The organism is Aeromonas sp. QDB20 (assembly GCF_027707805.1).
Classification (GTDB): Bacteria; Pseudomonadota; Gammaproteobacteria; order Enterobacterales; family Aeromonadaceae; genus Aeromonas; species Aeromonas dhakensis.
In genome coordinates this window covers 132175-151963 of record NZ_JAPCJC010000004.1, presented here as the reverse complement: position 1 = coordinate 151963, position 19789 = coordinate 132175, and the positions used below count along the sequence as shown (strand labels likewise).

Here is a 19789-nt window from a genome sequence, read left to right as displayed (position 1 = left end):
CGCCGGCGGGGTGAACATTCCTGTGAGTCAGGCCGGGCTGGCCTGTTTACGTCCGCAGAGCGTCCTTGCGGGCATGCCGATCGGGTCGATCGGAAAGGGTCACTTTAAGCAAAACGGGAGTGGGATCCCACTTTTTTTGGCCACAAATCGCCGCTGAATTGATCCAACATGGGGGTTTTGGCAAACATCGTGCCAACAGGTATCCATATGGACAGGATTTTTCCCTGCCGACAGGGCGCCTGCCGCCGTAAAAAAGAAGGCCCCCGCAGTGCGAGGGCCTTTCATCATCCATTTGTTCCCGACCGGGCTCAGCAGTAGCCGTAGCCCAGCAGACGCTGGTAGCGCTGCTCCAGCAGCTGCTCGTTGTCGAGGGGACGCAGGGCGTTGAGATCCTGCTGGATGCGGTCTTTCAGGTGCTTGGCCATCTTCTCCACGTTGCGGTGGGCGCCGCCGAGCGGCTCCTCAACGATGTTGTCGATGAGCTTGAGCTCTTTCAGACGCTGGGCCGTGATGCCCATGGCATCGGCAGCCACCGGTGCCTTGTCGGCGCTCTTCCACAGGATGGAGGCACAGCCTTCCGGCGAGATGACGGAGTAGGTGGAGTACTGCAGCATGTTGACGCGATCGCCGACACCGATGGCCAGGGCGCCGCCGGAGCCGCCTTCACCGATCACGGTGCAGACCACCGGCACGGTCAGACCGGCCATCACTTTCAGGTTGCGGGCAATCGCTTCGGACTGGCCACGTTCCTCGGCACCCACGCCAGGGTAGGCGCCCGGGGTGTCGATGAAGGTGATGATCGGCATCTTGAAGCGCTCGGCCATCTCCATCAGGCGCAGGGCCTTGCGGTACCCTTCCGGGCGCGGCATGCCGAAGTTGCGCTTGATCTTCTCCTTGGTCTCGCGGCCCTTCTGGTGGCCGATGACCATCACAGGCTCGCCGTCCAGACGGGCGATGCCGCCGACGATGGCCTTGTCATCGGCATAGGCGCGATCGCCGGCCAGCTCGTCGAAATCGGTGAAGATGTGCTCGATGTAGTCGAGGGTATAGGGGCGCTGTGGATGACGCGCCATCTGGGACACCTGCCAGGCGCCCAGATCGCCGAAGATCTTCTTGGTCAGCTCTTCGTTTTTCTTCTCCAGCCGACGAATATCTTCGCTCAGATCCACGGCACTGTTGTGCTCGCTCACATGGCGCAGTTCATCGATCTGTGCCTGCAACTCGGCGATCGGCTGTTCAAAATCCAGAAAAAGACTCATAGGGACTATAGATCCTCTAATCAAAAACCAATTCAACCCGCTCTCGTCCCAGCAGGACGCGCAAGTCATCTATCAGTTGATCGGTGGGCGTCACCCGCCACTCGGTGCCGAGCGTCAATCGCACCCGGGAGCCGGGGCGACGATAGTTTACCTGAACCGGACAGACTCCGGCACGGGCGGGCTCCAAAATCTCGCACAAACGCGGGAAAAAGCGATCATCGATTCGCTGTTCATCGAGAGAGATGCGGATTGCCCTGGCAAAACGCTCTCTCGCATCGTTGATATCCAGTAATTCACGGGCCGACATTTTAAGGCCACCGGAGAAGTCATCAAAGCTGACCTGTCCAGAAACCACCAAAATACGGTCTTTTTGCATCAACTCTTCATATTTTTCCAGCGCTTCACTGAACAGGGTCACATCCAGGCGACCGGAACGGTCGTCCAGGGTGAAGATCCCCATCTTGTTGCCGCGCTTGGTCACCATGCTACGCGCCGCGATCACCAGCCCCGCCGCCGTGGTCACGGTATCGCGGGAGGTGGGATGCAGATCGCACAGGCGGCCCGAAGTGTAACGACGCAATTCGCCGCTGTACTGGTTGATGGGGTGACCGGTCAGGTAGAGCCCGAGGGTCTCGCGCTCCCCTTCCAGCCAGACCTTGTCGGGCCAGTGCGGCACGTTGGCGAACGCCTTCTTGACGTCGTCTATCTCCTCGGTGAGCACACCGAACATGTCGACCTGCCCCACCGCCTGGGCCTTGGCGTGCTGCTCGGCGGCGCGCATCGCCTCCTCCAGGGTCGCCATCAGGGCGGCGCGGTGAGGGCCGAGCCGGTCCATGGCGCCGGAGAGGATGAGCTTCTCCATCACCCGCTTGTTCAGCTTCTTGATGTCGACCCGGTTGCAGAAGTCGAACAGGTCGCGGAACAGGCCATCCCGATCCCGTGCTTCCAGGATCGCATCGATGGGACCTTCCCCCACTCCCTTCACCGCGCCGATGCCGTAGACGATATGACCGTCCTCGTTGACGCTGAAGCGGTAGCGGCCGGTGTTGACGTCCGGCGGGATCACCGTCAGCCCCATCCGCTGACACTCGTCCACCAGGGTCACTATCTTGTCGGTGTTGTCCATGTCGGCGGTCATCACCGCCGCCATGAACTCGGCCGGGAAGTGGGTCTTGAGCCAGAGGGTCTGGTAGGAGACCAGGGCATAGGCGGCGGAGTGCGACTTGTTGAAGCCGTAGCCCGCGAACTTCTCCACCAGGTCGAAGATCTTCATCGCCAGCTCGCCGTCGACGCCGTTCTTGATGGCGCCCTCTTCAAAACCGGCCCGCTGCTTGGCCATCTCCTCGGGTTTTTTCTTGCCCATGGCCCGGCGCAGCATATCCGCGCCACCGAGCGTGTACCCGGCCAGGGTCTGGGCGATCTGCATCACCTGTTCCTGGTAGAGGATGATGCCGTAGGTGGGCTCCAGGATCGGCTGCAGGCTCTCGTGCTGCCACTTCTCGTCCGGATAGGAGATGGCTTCATTGCCGTGTTTGCGGTCGATGAAGTTGTCCACCATGCCCGACTGGAGCGGGCCCGGCCGGAACAGCGCCACCAGAGCGATCATGTCTTCGAAGCAGTCCGGCTGCAGCCGCTTGATGAGATCCTTCATGCCGCGGGATTCGAGCTGGAATACCGCGGTGGTCTCGTAGCGCTGCAGCAGGTCGAACGAGCGCTTGTCGTCGATGGGGATGGCGGCGATGTCGACCGGCGGCTTGCCCTCTTTGGCAAGACGCGGGTTTATCATGCCGAGGGCCCAGTCGATGATGGTGAGCGTGCGCAGACCCAGGAAGTCGAACTTCACCAGACCGGCGTACTCCACGTCGTTCTTGTCGAACTGGGTGACCGGGTGGTGGCCCTCGTCATCGCAGTAGAGCGGTGCAAAGTCGGTGATCTTGGTGGGTGCGATCACCACGCCACCGGCATGTTTGCCGGCGTTGCGCACCACCCCTTCGAGCCGGCGCGCCATGTCGATGAGATCCTTGACCTCCTCGTCCTGCTCGTAGAGCTCGGGCAGCTTGGGCTCGGCCTCGAACGCCTTGGCCAGGGTCATGCCGGGATCCGGCGGAATGAGTTTCGAGATGCGATCGACGAAGCCGTAGGCGTGGCCCAGCACCCGGCCCACGTCCCGTACCACCGCCTTGGCCGCCATGCTGCCGAAGGTGATGATCTGGGACACCGCATCCCGGCCGTACATCTCGGAGACGTGCTCGATCACCTCGTCCCGTCGATCCATGCAGAAGTCGACGTCGAAGTCGGGCATGGAGACCCGCTCGGGGTTCAGGAAACGTTCGAACAGCAGGTCAAATTCGAGCGGGTCGAGGTCGGTGATCTTGAGGGCGTAGGCCACAAGCGACCCCGCACCCGAACCCCGGCCCGGGCCGACCGGGATGCCGTTGTCCTTGGACCACTGGATAAACTCCATCACGATGAGGAAGTAACCCGGGAAGCCCATCTGGTTGATCACCTTCAGCTCGATGTCGAGGCGCTCGTCGTACTCGGGACGACGCTCGGCCCGCACCGCCGGATCCGGGAACAGAAACTCGAGCCGCTCCTCCAGCCCCTCTTTCGACTTGGCCACCAGGAAATCTTCGGTGGTCATGTCGCCGGTGGGGAAGTTGGGCAGGAAGTATTCACCCAGACGCACCGTCACGTTGCAGCGCTTGGCGATCTCCACCGTGTTCTCCAGCGCCTCCGGGATGTCGGCGAACAGCTCGCACATCTCGTCCTGACTGCGCAGATACTGCTGCGGGCTGTAGCGGCGCGGGCGACGCTTGTCCATCAGGGTGTAGCCGTCGTGGATGGCGACCCGGATCTCGTGGGCGTCGAAGTCATCGGCGGTGAGGAATACCACCTCGTTGGTGGCCACCACCGGCAGCGCGAACTCGCTCGCGAGGTTCACCGCCATGTGCAGGTAGACCTCCTCGTCGGGGCGACCGGTACGCAGCAGCTCCAGGTAGTAGGCGTCGGGGAAGTGGGTCTGATAGAAGGCGACGCACTGCTCGGTCATCTGGCGGTTGCCCTTGAGCAGGAACTTGCCTACGTCCCCCTCGCGCCCGCCGGAGAGCACGATCACCCCCTTGGCGTGCTCGACCAGCCACTCCTTGTCGATGACCGGCCGCCCCTGCACATGGCCGCGCTGATAGCCGCGGGAGATGAGCAGGGTGATGTTCTGGTAGCCGTCGTTGTCCATGGCGAGCAGGGTGAGGCGAAACTGCTCGTCGCCAAGTTCACTGCTCTGCACCCAGAAGTCGGCACCGACCAGAGGCTTGATCCCCTTGCCGTGGGCGGCGCCATAGAAGCGCACCAGGCCGCACATGTTCATCTGGTCGGTCAGGGCCAGCGCCGGCATGTTGTCGGCCGCCGCGGCCCCGACGATGGGGTTGATCTTCTGCAGACCATCCACCATGGAAAAGTCGGTATGCACCCGCAGGTGAATGAAACGGGGGTCAGCCATCGTCATGCCCTCTCATTACGCAAGCAGCCATCGCTTAGACAAATCAGCATGGGTTATTCCACTCCCAGTGCACGGCGCACCGGTTTGAAACTTTGACGATATTCCGGCAACGGGCCGCGCTCGGCCAGGATGGCGAGGTGCTCCGCAGTCGGATAGCCCTTGTGGCGGGCAAAGCCGTACTCGGGATGGCGGCTGTCCAGCTCGGTCATCTCCGCATCCCGGGTCACCTTGGCGAGGATCGAGGCGGCGCTGATGGCGGCCACCAGGCTGTCGCCCTTGACCACGGCGCGGGCTTCCATCGGCAGAGCCGGGCAGCGGTTGCCATCGATGAAGACCAGCTCGGGCGTGACCTTGAGCCCCGCCACGGCGCGCTGCATCGCCAGCATGGTGGCGTGCAGGATGTTGAGCTCGTCGATCTCCGCCGGGCTGGCACGGCCGATGGCGAAGGCCAGCGCCTTCTCTTTGATCTCGTCAAACAGGGCGAGGCGCTTCTTCTCGGAGAGCTTCTTGGAGTCGTTGAGCCCCTCGATCGGGTTGGCCGGGTCGAGGATGACGGCGGCAGTCACCACGTCTCCCACCAGGGGGCCACGGCCCACCTCGTCCACACCGGCAACCAGCTTGTCGTCAGGAATATCGATCATCATCTTGTAGCCTTGAATCAAAACAGGCCCCGCAGGGCCTGGCGTCGCGTTGGAGCAGCCAAACTGGCCGCCCGCTCTCTACCGGCCCAGCAGCTCGGCCACCGCCTCGGCGGCCTGGTGGTCGGCATTGCAGCGAATGAGCTGATGGAGCTCGGTGAAGGTGTTCACCAGCGCGCTGTTGTCGTGCTCGAAATACTTGCTCACCTCGACCACCAGGTTCTCCGGGGTGCACTCGTGCTGGATGAGTTCGGGCACCAGCATGCGGCCGGCCAACAGGTTGGGCAGGGAGACAAATTCGGTCTTCACCAGCCGCTGGGCCAGCCAGTAGCTGAAGGGCTTGAGCTTGTAGCCCACCACCATGGGTTTTTTCACCAGCATGGCTTCAAGCGCCGCGGTGCCAGAGGCCAGCATCACCACGTCGGCGGCGATCATCGCCTCGCGGCCCTGCCCTTCCAGCAGCACCATGTCGAGATCCGGCGCCACGTCGGCCTTGATGGCCATGAACTGCTCGCGCCGCTTCTGGTTGACCAGCGGCACGATGAAGCCGAGATCCGGGTAGCGCACCGTCAGGTGCTTGCACGCCTCGAGAAACAGCGGCGACATGAAGCCCACTTCCGCCGTGCGGCTGCCCGGCAGCACCGCCAGCCAGCGGCGATTGGCGTCGATGCCGAGGGTTCTGCGCACCGCGGCCTGATCCGGCACCAGCGGAATGTCGTCCGCCATGGTGTGGCCGACGAAACGGCAAGGGGCGTCAAAGCGGTCGTAGAAGGCTTTCTCGAACGGCAGGAAGGCGAGCACCATGTCGGTGGCGGCCTTGATCTTGTGAATGCGGTTCTGGCGCCAGGCCCACACCGAGGGGCTGACATAGTGAACCGTCTTGATACCGGCGCGGCGCAGTTTCAGCTCCACCCCGATATTGAAATCCGGTGCATCCACCCCGATGAAGATATCGGGCGGATTGGCGATGAAGTGGCGCAGCAGTTCGCGGCGGACCTTGAGGATGCGCGGCAGACGGCCCAGCACCTCGGTGATCCCCATGACGGAGAGCTCTTCCATCTCGAACAGGGCCTTCACGCCGAGGGCCTGCATGCGCGGCCCGGCGATCCCTTCGAACTGCGCGTCCGGGTAGCGGGCCTGCAGCTCGCGTACCAGACCGGCAGCCAGAATGTCGCCGGAGACCTCTCCGGCGACGACACCGATGCGAACCGGATCAGGCACGGATGATCCCGCGCTCGTTGTCTTTGAGGAAGTCCACATAGAGCTGGACGGCCGGCTCAGCTTGCGCCATCTCGATCAGCACAGGCAGCACCTCTTCGACGGTCTTGCCGGAGCGGAAGATCTCCTTGTAGGCGCGCTTGACGGCGGAGATCGCCTCAGGCGTGTAACCGCGGCGACGCAGCCCTTCGGAGTTGACCCCGAACGGTTTGGCGTAGTTGCCGGCGGCCATCACGTAGGGCGGCACGTCCTTGTTGAGGGCGGCGCAGCCACCGACGAAGGCGTGGGAGCCGACGCGGCCGAACTGGTGGATCGCGGAGAGACCGCCGAAGATCACGAAATCGCCGATCACCACGTGACCCGCCAGGGTCGCGTTGTTGGCGAAGATGCAGTTGTCACCGATGATGCAGTCGTGGGCAACGTGAACGTTGACCATGAACAGGTTGCCGCTGCCGATCCGGGTCAGGGACTGATCCTGGATGGTGCCGCGGTGCACGGTACAGTTCTCGCGAAAGACGTTGTTGTCGCCGATCTCGAGGAAGGTGCGCTCGCCGGCGTACTTCTTGTCCTGGCAATCCTCACCGATGGAGGTGTGCTGGAAGATCTTGTTGCCACGACCAATCCTGGTCGGGCCCTTGATCACCACATGGGAGCTGACCCAGGTGTTGTCGCCGATTTCCACCTCGGCACCGATGACAGAAAAGGGGCCGATTTCAACCCCTTTACCGATGACGGCAGACTCATGGACGACGGCAGTATCGTGAATGATGGCAGTCTGGTCGATCACGTGTGTTAAACCTCGCGTTTGGCGCACATCAGCTCGGCGGTACAGACCACTTCACCGTTGACCGTGGCCACACCGGTGAACTTGGCGATACCGCGACGCTCTTTCAGGAACTCCACGTCGAGCACCAGCTGATCGCCGGGGCCAACCGGACGCTTGAAACGAGCGTTGTCGATTGAGGCAAAGTAATAGAGTTCGTTGGGGGACGGCTTGCCCACCATGGTAAACGCCAGGATACCGGTGGCCTGTGCCATGGCTTCCAGGATCAGCACACCGGGGAACACCGGCTTGGCCGGGAAGTGCCCCTGGAAGATCGGCTCGTTGAAGGAGACGTTCTTGATGGCGCGCAGGGTCTTGCGCTCATCGCTGATCTCGTAGTTTTCCACCTTGTCCACCATCAGGAACGGATAACGGTGGGGCAGCAGATCCATTATTTCCTGGATACCCAGGCTCTTCTTTTCAGTAGTCAAAACAGTACCCTATACCAATCGTGATTATTCTTGGTCCAGCTTCTTCTCAAGCTTGCTCAACCGCTTGTGCATCTCTTCGATACGCATCACCCGGGCGGCGGTCTTGCGCCACTCTTTATTGGTTTGCAGGGGGATGCCGGAAGAGTAGACACCGGGCTCGGTAATGGGTCGCATCACCATGGCCATGCCGGTAACGGTGGCCTGGTCGCAGATCTCCATATGCCCGTTAAAGACGGAGGCGCCGCCAATGATACAGTATTTGCCGACCTTGAGACTACCTGCCATCACGGTGGAGCCCGCCACGGCGGTGCCGTAGCCGATCTCGACGTTATGGGCGATCTGGCACTGGTTGTCGATGATGACGTTGTCAGCGATGCGGGTATCTTCCAGCGCGCCGCGGTCGATGGTGGTGCAGGCACCGATCTCGACCCGGTTGCCGATGGTCACGCCGCCGAGCTGGGGGATCTTGATCCACTCGCCGCGCTCGTTGGCATAACCGAAACCATCGGCGCCGATCACTGTGCCGGATTGAACCAGACAGTCGGTGCCCATGGTGACGTCGTGATAGAGGGTGACGTTGGCCCACAACCGGGAGCGGGCTCCCAGTCGGGTATTCTTGCCAACGAAACAGCCCGGACCGATGCGCACATCATCCCCCAGCACCACGCCGGATTCGATCACCGCATTGGCCCCGATGGCCACTCTCTCGCCCAGTTGCACGTCCGCCGCGATCACCGCGCTCGGATGGATATCCGTGGCCGGCTGCGGCGTGGTGTCCAGCAGTTGGGCAACCCTTGCAAAGCCCACATAGGGGTCTTTGAGCACCAGGGCATTGGTGGGACAAAATGGCAGATCCGCTTCTGTGATGAGCACGGCGGTCGCCTTGCTCTGCTCCAGATAATGCCGGTACTTTTTATTGGACAGGAAGGTGATGTCCCCCTCCCCGGCCTTTTCCAGTGTCGCTACCTTGCGGATTTCCAGGGTTCCGTCGCCATGGACCTGGGCCCCCAGTTGCTGGGCCAGCTGTGCGAGAGTGAATGCCATCAATTAGTTGCTCTTGCTTACCTGAGAAATAACCTGGGCAGAGATGTCCAGCTTGCTGGCGGCGTACGGGGCGGCATTGCGCTCCAGCACCAGATCGTAACCATTGCTCTTGGCGATGGAGTCGATGGCAGCCTGCACCTTGGTCAGGATCTTGTTGCGCTCTTCGGACTGACGGCGACCGTTGTCCTGTTCAAACGCCTGACGCTTCTGGTTGAACTCCATCTGCAGCTTGGCCAGCTTCTCCTGGCTTTGTTTTTTCTGGTCGGCGCTCATGAAGGCTTCATCCTTCTTGAACTTCTCGACCAGTTTCTGACCATCGGCTTCCAGCTTCTGCAGCTCGCGCATGCGCGGCTCGAATTCGCCTTTCAGCTTCTTGGAAACGGCTTCACGCTGGGGCAGCTTCTGGAAGACTTCGCCCATGTCGACCACGGCGATCTTGGTCTCGGCCAAGGCGGAGCCCATGCCGGCAGCCATCAGTGCAAAACTCAAACCAGCTACTTTCAACGCTTTATTCACACTTACTCCTTGTTCCCTCATGTGAGGGCTACCTGATTTACCTGATTATGCAAGTGGTACCCGGACCGACTTGTTACCTGGTGAGGCACGCAGGCTGCGCGTCCCATCATTGAATACCCCCACCATTGGGTGGGGGCAAGGTCCGTCCTTAGAAGGTACGGCCGATGTTGAATGAGAAGAACTCGGTCCGGTCGCCCTCGTACTGCTTGAGCGGACGGGCAATCGCGAACACCAGCGGGCCCATCGGGGAGAGCCACTGCAGCGACAGACCGGCCGAGGCGCGGTAGTTGGTCGGATCCGAATAGTCGGCCAGATAGTTGCAGCCGCTGAAGCAACGGTTGCGATACTGGTCATAGTCGAAGGTGGTATCCCACACGGAGCCGGCATCGATGAAGAAGCTGGTCCGCAGTTGCGGCTGATAGGTCTCGGACGCAAACGGCGTCGGCACTATCATCTCGAGGGAGGCGACCGCCAGGGCGTTGCCGCCCACCGAGCTGTCGGTACCCTGGATGACGTCGTTGCCGCTCAGGTTGTAGTAGTAGAGCGCCTTCGGACCGACGGTGTTGCTCTTGAAGCCGCGCAGGGTGTCGAAACCACCGGCGAAGTAGTTCTCGAAGAACGGCAGTACGTGATCATAGTTGCCGTTGCTGCCGTAGCCGTTGCCGTAGGAGGCACGCGCCTTGGCCATCAGCACCCACTTGTGATCCGCATCGAACGGGAAGTAGTGCGCGTCTTCGGCGTTGAGCTTGAAGTACTGCAGATCCATGCCCGGCACTGTGACCTTGGCGTTGACCCGCTGACGATCACCGGCGGTCGGGAACTGGCCCTTGTTGAGGGTGGAACGGGTCCAGCCGGCGGTGACGTCGACGGTGTTGAACACCATGCGATTGTCGCCATCCTTGTTCTTGCTGTACACCTTCCAGAACTCATCCACCTGCAGATAGGGGTTGGGCTGGGACAGTTTGTTGTTTTCGACCCCGAGGCTGAAGTCGAGACGGTTGTTCTCGTTGACCGGGAAACCACTGGAGAGGCGGAAGCCGATGGTGGTGTTCTCGTAGTCCACGATGTTGGCGTCGGCCGCACTGAACTGGTTGTAGTAGAGACGACCGCCCAGGCTGACCCCGTCCACGGTGAAGTAGGGATCGTTGTAGCTGAGGTCGACGCTCTTGGAGTACTTGTTGGTACTGGCGGAGATGCCGATCTTCTTGCCGGTCCCCATGAAGTTGTCCTGCTGCAGGCCCGCCTGCAGGCTCAGGCCCGACTCGGTACCGTAGCCCACGCCGGCGTTGATGGAACCGGCAGGCTGCTCCTTGACCTTGAAGTCCAGATCAACCTGGTCATCGCTGCCCGGCACCCGCTTGGTGTCCACTTCGGCGCTCTCGAAGAAGCCGAGGCGGTTGAGACGGGTCTTGGACTGCTCGACGCTGTCGGAGGAGAGCCAGGTGCCCTCCATCTGACGCATCTCGCGGCGCAGCACTTCGTCCTTGGTGGTGACGTTGCCGCTGAAGTTGATGTTGCGCACGTAGACGCGCGGGCCCGGCTCGATGTTGACGATGAGCTCCACTTCCTTGGTCTGGTCGTTGACCTGCGGGAAGGTGACTACTTTCGGGTAGGCGTAGCCGTAGCGACCGAGGAACTTGGAGAGCACCTCTTCGGTGTGGGTCACCTGGCTGGCGGAGTAGATGCTGCCGGTCTCGATGGGGATGAGCCCCTTCATCTCGCCGCCGCGGTCGATCAGATCGCCCTTGAGCTGGATGCCGGAAACCTTGTACTGATCCCCTTCCTTGACGTTGAGGGTGACGTAAACCCCCTTCTTGTCCGGGGTCATGGAGACCTGGGTGGACTCCTGCTGGAAGCGGATGTAGCCGCGGTCCATGTAGTAGGAGCGCAGGGTTTCGATGTCGCCGGCCAGTTTCTGCTTCTGGTAGCGCTGGTCGCCGGTGAAGTTCCACCAGGGCACGTCATCCTTGAGGGAGAGCTGGGCCAGCAGCTTCTCTTCCGGGAAGACGTTGTTGCCGACGATGTTGATCTGCTGGATCTTGGCCGCTTCCCCTTCCACGAAGGTGAACTTGAGGTCTACCCGGTTGCGCGGCAGCGGGGTGACGATGGCCTTGACCTTGGCGGAGTACTTGCCCACGCCGTAGTAGAAATCTTCCAGCCCCTTCTCGAGGGAGCTCAGCACGGTGCGATCGAGGGGATCACCCACCCGGATGCCGGAGGACTCCAGGCTCTGGGTCAGCTGCTCCTCCTTGATGTCCTTGTTGCCGGAGAATTCGATGCTGGAGATGGTCGGCCGCTCCTTGACCATCACCTGCAGTACCTGGCCGTCGCGGTAGACCTTGACGTCCTCGAAGTTGCCGGAGGCATAGAGCTTCTTGATGGCGTTGGCCAGCGCGACTGAGTCGACGGAATCGCCAACCCGGATCGGCAGGTTCAACAGGGCGGCACCCAGGGTCACCCGCTGCAGACCTTCAACCTGAATATCTTGCACCACAAAAGAGGCAGGGGCCGCCTGGGCCAGGAAACTGGCACCCAGCAGGCAACTCAACACCAATGCTTTTTTAACAGCCATTTTGTTCTTATGTGTCCTTGTTGATGCTCTGGCCTCAGAGGCGAGCGAAATCATTAAACAGCGCAATACCCATCAGTAACATCAGAATGGCGGCGCCAATCCGGAAACCCACTTCCTGAATTTTTTCCGATACCGGCTTGCCGGTGACCGCCTCGATGAGGAAGTAGACCAGATGGCCACCATCCAGCACCGGCAGGGGGAACAGGTTGATGATCCCCAGGTTGACGCTGATGAGCGCCAGAAAACCGAGGAAATAGACCAGTCCATAGTCGGCACTGCTGCCCGCCCCCTTGGCAATGGAGATGGGGCCGCTCAGGTTGTCCAGCGAGACGATGCCACCGATCAGCTTGCCGATCATGTCGAAGGTCAGGGTGGTCAGGCTCCAGGTCTTCTGGGCGCCCTGCCACAGGGCTTGCAAAGGCCCATACTGTAACAGAATCCGATACTCATCCGGTAATGGAACCAGTTGCGGCGACAGGCCGACGAAACCGACCAGCTGGCCCCGCACCTTCTTGGCATCCGGGGTCAGAGTCAGGGTCAGCTCGCTGCCCGCCCGCTCGACGGTCACCTCAAGCGGCTGCCTGGGCGACTGCTGCACCTGGTGGACAAACTGAACCCACTCGGTGATCGCCTCATCCCCTACCCGCTTGATGCGGTCGCCAGCCTGGAGGCCGGCCTTCTCGCTGGCGCTCGCGGCCACCACAGCCTCGACCACCGGCAGCACCTTGCCACCGAGGGGCACTATCCCGAGGCTGCCGATGGGAGACTCCTTGTCGGGATCAAACTTCCAGCCGGCCAGTTGCAGGGTCTTGTCCACCGCATAACTGGTGTTGGCCGCCTTGAGCTTGAGCTGGACCGAGTCATCGCCAAGGTGGCTGATGAGGGCATAGGTCACGCTCTCCCAGTCACCTGTCTCCTCGCCGCCGACGCCGACGATCTCCATGCCGGGCTCCACCCCGGCCGCCGCCACGATGGAGGCGGGACGCACCTCGCCCACCACGGGTTTGACGGCGGGGACGCCGATCATGAACATCAGCCAGAGGGCGAACAGGGCAAACACGAAGTTGGCCATGGGGCCGGCTGCGACGATGGCCATCCGCGCCCAGACGCTCTTGTGGTTGAAGGCGTATTGCTCGTCACCGGGCTTGAGCTCGTCGACCCGGCCATCCAGCATCTTGACGTAACCGCCAAGGGGGATCAGGGCCAGCACGTACTCGGTGCCATCCTTGCCGAGCCGGCGCCAGATCGCCTTGCCAAAGCCGATGGAGAAGCGCTCGACCTTGACGCCGCAGCGGCGGGCCACCCAGAAGTGGCCGAATTCATGTACCGCAACCAGCAGCCCGAGGGCGACGATAAAGGCACCAATGTTCCACAACACACCGCCCATCAGCCCATCACCTCGCATTCATGCATGGTCCTGTCTCCGACAATCAGGGTGAAGGCAGCACAATGCCACGAAATACTTCTCATCAGCTAAGCTCCTCAATCAAATTGTGAGCACGGGCACGGGCCGCCCCATCCAGCGCAATCAAATCGTCCAGCGAGCCGACATCCGTGCCGCCCAGGGCGAGCATGGTGACCTCATTGACTCTGGCAATATCCATAAAACCGATCCGCTCTGCAAGGAAAGCCGCTACGGCCTCCTCGTTGGCGGCATTGAGGGCCGTGGTTGCGGCCTGCCCCTGCCGGCAGGCACTCATGGCCAGCGCCAGGCAGGGATAGCGCTCATAGTCGGGACGGATAAAGCTGAACTCTCCGACACTGAAGAAGTCCAAAGGTTCCACACCGGACTCGACCCGAGCCGGATAGGCCAGGGCGTGGGCGATGGGGGTGCACATGTCCGGGTTGCCGAGCTGAGCCAGCACGGAGCCGTCCTTGTACTGCACCATGGAGTGGATGACCGACTGGGGATGGATCACCACCTGGATCTGCTCGGGCGCCGCGTTGAACAGCCAGCGCGCCTCGATATACTCCAGCCCCTTGTTGATCATGGTGGCGGAGTCGACCGAGATCTTGGCCCCCATGGACCAGTTGGGATGGGCGATGGCCTGGGCCGGGGTGACATGGGCCAGCTCGCCGATGTCGGTGTAGCGGAACGGGCCGCCGGAGCCGGTCAGCAGGATCTTGCTGATCCCGGCCCCCGCCAGGTCGCAAAAGCCCGGCTGGCGCTGGATGGCCTCGGGCAGGCACTGGAAAATGGCGTTGTGTTCGCTGTCGATGGGCAGCAGCTCGGCGCCGTGCTCGCGTACCGCCTCCATGAAGAAGGCACCGGACATCACCAGCGCCTCCTTGTTGGCCAGCAGGATGCGCTTGCCGGCCCGCACGGCGGCCATGGTGGGGGCGAGGCCGGCGGCACCGACGATGGCCGCCATCACGCTGTGGGCATCGGGGTGAGCGGCCACGTCACACAGGGCGGCCGGACCGGACAGCACCCGGGTGGCGCTGCCGTGGGTCTTGAGTTGACCGGCCAACTCGGCGGCAGCCGCCTCGTCCACCATGACGGCGAAACGGGGGGAAAACTCGAGGCAGTCGCGCAGCATGGCATCCACGCTGCGGGCCGCCGTCAGCGCCAGCACCTGCCAGCGCCCAGGATTGTGCCGCAGTACCTTGAGCGTACTCTGACCGATGGAGCCGGAGGCTCCCAGAATCACCAGGTTATGCATCAAAACTCCCGCTGTATGACGAATGGATGGCACCTGCGGCCTGCCGGATCATCGGGCAGTCCATCAGAACTCCTGGCTGAGCAGCAGGTAGCTGAGCAGGAACACCGGCAGGGCGGCGGTCAGGCTGTCGATACGGTCGAGAATACCGCCGTGACCGGGCAGCAGGGTCCCTGAATCCTTGATGCCGGCCTCGCGCTTGAACATGCTCTCGGTCAGGTCACCGAGCACAGAGGCGAGCACCGCCAGCAGGGAGCAGAACAGCACTATGGCCATCTTGGCGGGCACGAAGCCCATGAACCAGGTCACCCCCACCGCCAGCAGGCTGGCGGTAAACAGGCCGCCACACATGCCTTCGATGGTTTTACCCGGGCTCACGGCCGGCGCCAGCTTGTGTTTGCCGAACGCCTTGCCGAAAAAATACGCGCCAGAATCTGCCGCCCAGACCAGTCCCATCACGAACAGCAGGATCCAGGCCCCCATCATGGGGTCGTGATAGAAGTTGTAACCACGGATGGCCACCAGGGACCAGAAGAAGGGCACCAGGGTCACCAGACCGAACAGGGACTTGAGCCAGATGGACTCCTTCCACAGCTTGGCGCTCTGGGGATAGCGCAGCACCAGCAGCAGCCCCAGCAGCCACCAGCTGACGGCGGTCCAGAGCACGCCCATCACCAGCGGATGCAGGTGGGGAGTCCACAACTGCTCCACCGGCAGCCAAAACAGGCTCGCACCGAGCAGCAGGCAATAGACCAGCGGCAGCCACTGCTGCGGTTTGGCGGAGACAAAGCCGCTCCACTCGCGGCTGGCCAACAGAAATACCAGGGATGCCAACAGGGCAAAGAATTTCAACGGCAGAAAAAAGAGGGCTCCCAACACCAGGGGAACCAGTAGCAATGCGGTAATAATTCGTTGTTTTAGCAAAAGAAGCCTCTCTCTTGGGAGGGGGGTTAGCCGGTCTGTTGCTCGGCGATCAATTCCCGGATCTGTTCACCGGTGCAGCCAAAACGGCGCTCACGAGAAACGAAGGAGGCCACGGCCTCGCTGAACTCGGCTTCGCCGAAGTCGGGCCACAGCACCGGGGTAAAATAGAGCTCGGCATAGGCGAGCTGCCACAGCACGAAGTTGCTGATGCGATGATCGCCACCGGTACGGATCAGCAGATCCACCGGCGGCAGGTCGGCCATGCACACCTCGCGACCAAGCAGGGTTTCATCAATCTGGTCGGCCGACAATTCACCTGCCGCCACAGCCGTGGCAAGCTTGCGAGCCGCCTGGGTGATGTCCCACTGGCCACCGTAATTGGCGGCGATGTTGAGGGTCAGCCCCCTGTTGTTGGCAGTCAGCGCCTCCGCCTTGGCGATTTTGGCCTGCAGCCGTTCGCTGAAGCGGGCGGTATCGCCGATCACCTTGAGCCGAATGCCGTTGCTGTGCAGTTTTTTAACCTCGCGGCCCAGCACCGTTATAAACAGTTCCATCAGGGCACTGACCTCCCCTTCCGGGCGGCGCCAGTTCTCGCTGGAAAACGCAAACAGAGTGAGCGCATCCAGTTTGGCACGCGCGGCAAAGGTCACCGCCTCGCGAACAGACTTCACACCGGCCTTGTGGCCATAGACCCGCATCTTGCCACGGTTCTGGGCCCAGCGTCCGTTGCCATCCATGATGATGGCCACATGACGAGGCAAGGACGTATTGGCACAATCACCTACGGCTGCCAAAAGCGACATTCATTTCTCCCACAAAGACAAAAGCGCCGTGCAGGGGCACTACACGGCGCTCGTAATATACCTGTCAGAGGCTTAGATTTCCATTAGCTCCTTTTCCTTCACGGCCAGCGCATCGTCTACCAGCTTGATGAAGGAATCGGTCAACTTCTGGATCTCTTCCTGGGCACGACGGTCGTCGTCTTCGGAGATCTCTTTGTCTTTGAGCAGGGCTTTCAGATCGGCGTTGGCATCGCGACGGATGTTGCGAACGGCAACCCGGGCACCTTCCGCTTCGGCACGCACGATCTTGGTCAGATCACGACGGCGCTCTTCGGTCAGCGGCGGCAGCGGCACGCGCAGGGTCTGGCCGTTGCTGGACGGATTCAGGCCCAGATCGGAGGTCAGGATGGCCTTTTCCACCGCCTGGATCATGGAGCGATCGAAGATGGAGATGGAGAGGGTGCGGGCATCTTCTGCCACCACGTTGGCCAACTGTTTCAGAGGAGTGGCGGCACCGTAATACTCCACCTGGATGCCGTCAAGCAGACTCGGGTGAGCGCGGCCGGTGCGGATCTTGGACATCTGGGTCTTGAGCGACTCGACACTCTTGCCCATGCGGTCCTTGGCGTCGTTTTTAATCTCGTTGATCACAGTGGTTTTCCTTTTGGCGAACGAGCCGTCTACCGGCCCGTATCTATCTTATTTGCTGGCGTCATGGACAAACGAGCCGGAGCTCACGCTTGTCTCACTTGCTGACATGGTGGATCAGGGTACCTTCCGGCTCACCCATGATCACCCGACGCAGCGCACCCGGCTTGTTCATGTTGAACACGCGGATCGGCAGATCGTGGTCGCGGGCCAGAGTAAAAGCAGCAAGATCCATCACTTTGAGTTCTTTTTCAAGAACTTCATCATAACTCAGTTCATGGTACAGCACGGCATCCGGGTTCTTGACCGGATCATCCGTGAACACGCCATCCACCTTGGTGGCCTTGAGCACGACGTCAGCTTCGATCTCGATCCCGCGCAGACAGGCCGCAGAATCGGTAGTAAAGAAGGGGTTGCCGGTACCGGCGGAGAAGATCACCACCTTGCCGGCGCGCAGCTGGCTGATGGCTTCAGCCCAGACATAGGAGTCACAGATGCCTTGCAGGGAGATGGCAGACATCAGACGGGCATTCACATAAGCACGATGCAGGGCATCACGCATGGCCAGACCGTTCATCACGGTAGCCAGCATACCCATGTGGTCGCCCACCACGCGGTTCATGCCCGCCTTGGCAAGACCGGCACCACGGAACAGGTTGCCGCCACCGATGACCAGACCGACCTGAACACCCAGCTCAACCAGTTCTTTGATCTCTTGGGCCATCCGATCCAGCACCGCCGGATCAATGCCAAAACCCTCGGATCCTTGCAGGGCTTCACCACTCAACTTCAGAAGAACACGTCTGTATGCAGGCTTGGGATTGGTACTCATGTCACTGATTCCTGGTCATATAAAGACCGCGACATAAGTCGCGGTCTGGGGAAACGGAAAAACCGGTTCGATTAGGCCTTTTGAGCGGCCGCGATTTGAGCTGCTACTTCTGCAGCGAAATCGGTCTCTTGCTTCTCGATGCCTTCGCCCACTTCGAAACGGGTGAAGGAAACAACGTCAGCGCCTTCTTTCTTCAGCAGTTCGGCAACGGTCATGGAAGGATCCTTCACGAACGGCTGACCAGTCAGGGAAACCTCACCGGTGAACTTCTTCATGCGGCCTTCAACCATCTTCTCGGCGATCTCTTTCGGCTTGCCGGAGTTGATGGCGATGTCGATCTGGATTTCGCGCTCTTTGGCAACGACGTCGGCAGACACATCTTCCGGCTTGACGAATTGCGGGCTGTTGGCAGCAACGTGCATGGCCAGATCTTTGGCCAGCTCGTCGGTACCGCCGACCAGCTTGGTGATAACACCGATACGGGAACCGTGAACGTAGGTGCCCAGGTTGTCACCTTCAACCAGCATCACGCGACGCAGGTTCATGTTCTCACCGATCTTGGCGATCAGGTTGGTGATGGTCAGCTCTACGGACTCGCCGTTGCCGAAGTCAGCGGCTTTCAGCGCGTCAACGTCAGCAATCTTCTGGGTAGCGGCGATCTCAACGATTTTCTGACCCATGGCCAGGAAGCCGGCATCCTTGGAAACGAAGTCAGTCTCGCAGTTCAGCTCGATCATGACGGCAACGTTGCCTTCGGTACGGGCGAAGATCACACCTTCAGCGGCGATACGGCCAGCTTTCTTGGCGGCTTTGGCCTGACCGGATTTGCGCATGTTTTCGATAGCCAGTTCGATATCACCGTTGGCTTCTTCCAGTGCTTTTTTGCAATCCATCATGCCAGCGGCGGTGCGCTCGCGCAGTTCTTTTACCAGGGCGGCAGAAATGTTTGCCATGTCCAGTATCCTCGGTCTTGAATTGACAAGAAACAGGGGCCACAAGGGCCCCTGCTAACCAATTACATCAGCTTGGTTAATAAGGGCTTTGCAGTCCTTATCAATTACTCAGCTTCAACGAAGCCATCTTGTTCGGCTTGAACAACGATGTCCTGAGCGCGAGCTTCCAGTACGGTGTCAGCAGCAGCATTCAGGTACAGCTGAACGGCACGGATAGCGTCGTCGTTACCCGGGATGACATAGTCAACGCCGTCCGGGTTGGAGTTGGTATCAACGATGGAAACTACCGGGATACCCAGGTTGTTGGCTTCTTTGATAGCGATGTGCTCGTGGTCGGCATCGACAACGAACAGAACGTCAGGCAGGCCGCCCATGTTCTTGATACCACCCAGGCTCTTCTCCAGCTTTTCCATTTCGCGAGTACGCATCAGCGCCTCTTTCTTGGTCAGCTTGTCGAAGGTACCGTCTTGGCTCTGAGTTTCCAGATCTTTCAGGCGCTTGATGGACTGACGAACGGTTTTCCAGTTGGTCAGCATGCCGCCCAGCCAGCGGTGGTTAACATAGAACTGGTCGCAACGCTCAGCGGCTTCTTTTACGGCTTCAGACGCGGCACGCTTGGTACCTACGAACAGTACCTTGCCCTTCTTGGCAGCTACGGAGCTGATGAAGTTCATGGCATCGTCAAACATCGGAACGGTTTTTTCCAGGTTGATGATGTGAACCTTGCTGCGGGCACCGAAGATGTAGGATTTCATTTTCGGGTTCCAGTAACGAGTCTGGTGACCGAAGTGAACGCCGGCTTGCAGCATGTCGCGCATAGAAACTTTAGCCATTTTATACCTCTGTATTGGGGTTAGGCCTCCACACATCCCATATAACCGACCCGTTAAGGCACCCCGGCATATGTGTCGATGTGTGTGTGTTGTTTAAGTAAGGGTGATGGTACGGGGAGACAAGTTCCCCATTCCGGCGCGCTTTATACCATAACTTTGG

Annotated in this window: 17 protein-coding genes; all 17 read right to left on the bottom strand. The window is 60.8% G+C overall.

Annotated features, from left to right (window positions below; all coding sequences use genetic code 11):
- Positions 1-308: 308 nt before the first annotated feature.
- Complete coding sequence (accA, locus tag PG897_RS06445) at positions 309-1259, bottom strand: acetyl-CoA carboxylase carboxyl transferase subunit alpha (protein ID WP_005303428.1); 951 nt, start codon at positions 1257-1259, stop codon at positions 309-311.
- A gap of 16 nt (positions 1260-1275) precedes the next feature.
- Positions 1276-4755 (bottom strand): DNA polymerase III subunit alpha, encoded by a 3480-nt coding sequence (gene dnaE, locus PG897_RS06440; RefSeq protein WP_043171961.1) that lies wholly within the window; start codon positions 4753-4755, stop codon positions 1276-1278.
- Between the two features lie 53 nt (positions 4756-4808).
- Complete coding sequence (gene rnhB, locus PG897_RS06435) at positions 4809-5399, bottom strand: ribonuclease HII (RefSeq protein WP_019839053.1); 591 nt, start codon at positions 5397-5399, stop codon at positions 4809-4811.
- A 75-nt stretch (positions 5400-5474) separates the two neighbouring features.
- Positions 5475-6614, bottom strand: a complete 1140-nt coding sequence (lpxB, locus tag PG897_RS06430) for a lipid-A-disaccharide synthase (RefSeq protein WP_043171950.1) — start codon at positions 6612-6614, stop codon at positions 5475-5477.
- Entirely contained in the window at positions 6607-7398 is a 792-nt protein-coding gene (gene lpxA, locus PG897_RS06425; protein ID WP_017764123.1) for an acyl-ACP--UDP-N-acetylglucosamine O-acyltransferase, read from the bottom strand. Before lpxA ends, lpxB begins: the two co-directional genes overlap by 8 nt.
- A gap of 5 nt (positions 7399-7403) precedes the next feature.
- Positions 7404-7865 carry a 3-hydroxyacyl-ACP dehydratase FabZ gene (fabZ, locus tag PG897_RS06420; RefSeq protein ID WP_010634777.1) on the bottom strand — a complete coding sequence of 154 codons (462 nt, stop codon included), beginning with the start codon at positions 7863-7865 and terminating at the stop codon, positions 7404-7406.
- 24 nt (positions 7866-7889) lie between these two features.
- Entirely contained in the window at positions 7890-8909 is a 1020-nt protein-coding gene (lpxD, locus tag PG897_RS06415) for a UDP-3-O-(3-hydroxymyristoyl)glucosamine N-acyltransferase (RefSeq protein WP_005303442.1), read from the bottom strand.
- Positions 8910-8912: 3 nt separating this feature from the next.
- The gene (locus PG897_RS06410; protein WP_017764121.1) at positions 8913-9425 is read right to left on the bottom strand and encodes an OmpH family outer membrane protein; all 513 of its coding nucleotides are present in this window, start codon (positions 9423-9425) and stop codon (positions 8913-8915) included.
- A 148-nt stretch (positions 9426-9573) separates the two neighbouring features.
- Positions 9574-11997, bottom strand: a complete 2424-nt coding sequence (gene bamA / locus PG897_RS06405) for an outer membrane protein assembly factor BamA (RefSeq protein WP_005303446.1) — start codon at positions 11995-11997, stop codon at positions 9574-9576.
- 34 nt (positions 11998-12031) lie between these two features.
- On the bottom strand, positions 12032-13384 hold the full coding sequence (rseP, locus tag PG897_RS06400; RefSeq protein WP_043171962.1) for a sigma E protease regulator RseP: 1353 nt from the start codon (positions 13382-13384) through the stop codon (positions 12032-12034).
- A gap of 82 nt (positions 13385-13466) precedes the next feature.
- Entirely contained in the window at positions 13467-14660 is a 1194-nt protein-coding gene (gene ispC, locus PG897_RS06395) for a 1-deoxy-D-xylulose-5-phosphate reductoisomerase (RefSeq protein ID WP_043171951.1), read from the bottom strand.
- Positions 14661-14723: 63 nt separating this feature from the next.
- Positions 14724-15581 (bottom strand): phosphatidate cytidylyltransferase, encoded by an 858-nt coding sequence (locus tag PG897_RS06390; RefSeq protein ID WP_005303453.1) that lies wholly within the window; start codon positions 15579-15581, stop codon positions 14724-14726.
- A gap of 26 nt (positions 15582-15607) precedes the next feature.
- A complete protein-coding gene (gene uppS, locus PG897_RS06385; RefSeq protein WP_043171952.1) occupies positions 15608-16384 on the bottom strand; it encodes a polyprenyl diphosphate synthase in 777 nt (258 codons plus the stop codon).
- Between the two features lie 72 nt (positions 16385-16456).
- A complete protein-coding gene (frr, locus tag PG897_RS06380) occupies positions 16457-17014 on the bottom strand; it encodes a ribosome recycling factor (protein ID WP_005303456.1) in 558 nt (185 codons plus the stop codon).
- A 94-nt stretch (positions 17015-17108) separates the two neighbouring features.
- Positions 17109-17843: a UMP kinase gene (gene pyrH / locus PG897_RS06375; protein WP_005303458.1), complete on the bottom strand. Its 735-nt coding sequence runs from the start codon at positions 17841-17843 to the stop codon at positions 17109-17111.
- A gap of 71 nt (positions 17844-17914) precedes the next feature.
- Positions 17915-18796, bottom strand: coding sequence for a translation elongation factor Ts (gene tsf, locus PG897_RS06370; protein ID WP_005303460.1), 882 nt, complete (start codon positions 18794-18796; stop codon positions 17915-17917).
- A gap of 104 nt (positions 18797-18900) precedes the next feature.
- Positions 18901-19629: a 30S ribosomal protein S2 gene (gene rpsB / locus PG897_RS06365; protein WP_005303470.1), complete on the bottom strand. Its 729-nt coding sequence runs from the start codon at positions 19627-19629 to the stop codon at positions 18901-18903.
- Positions 19630-19789 lie beyond the last annotated feature (160 nt).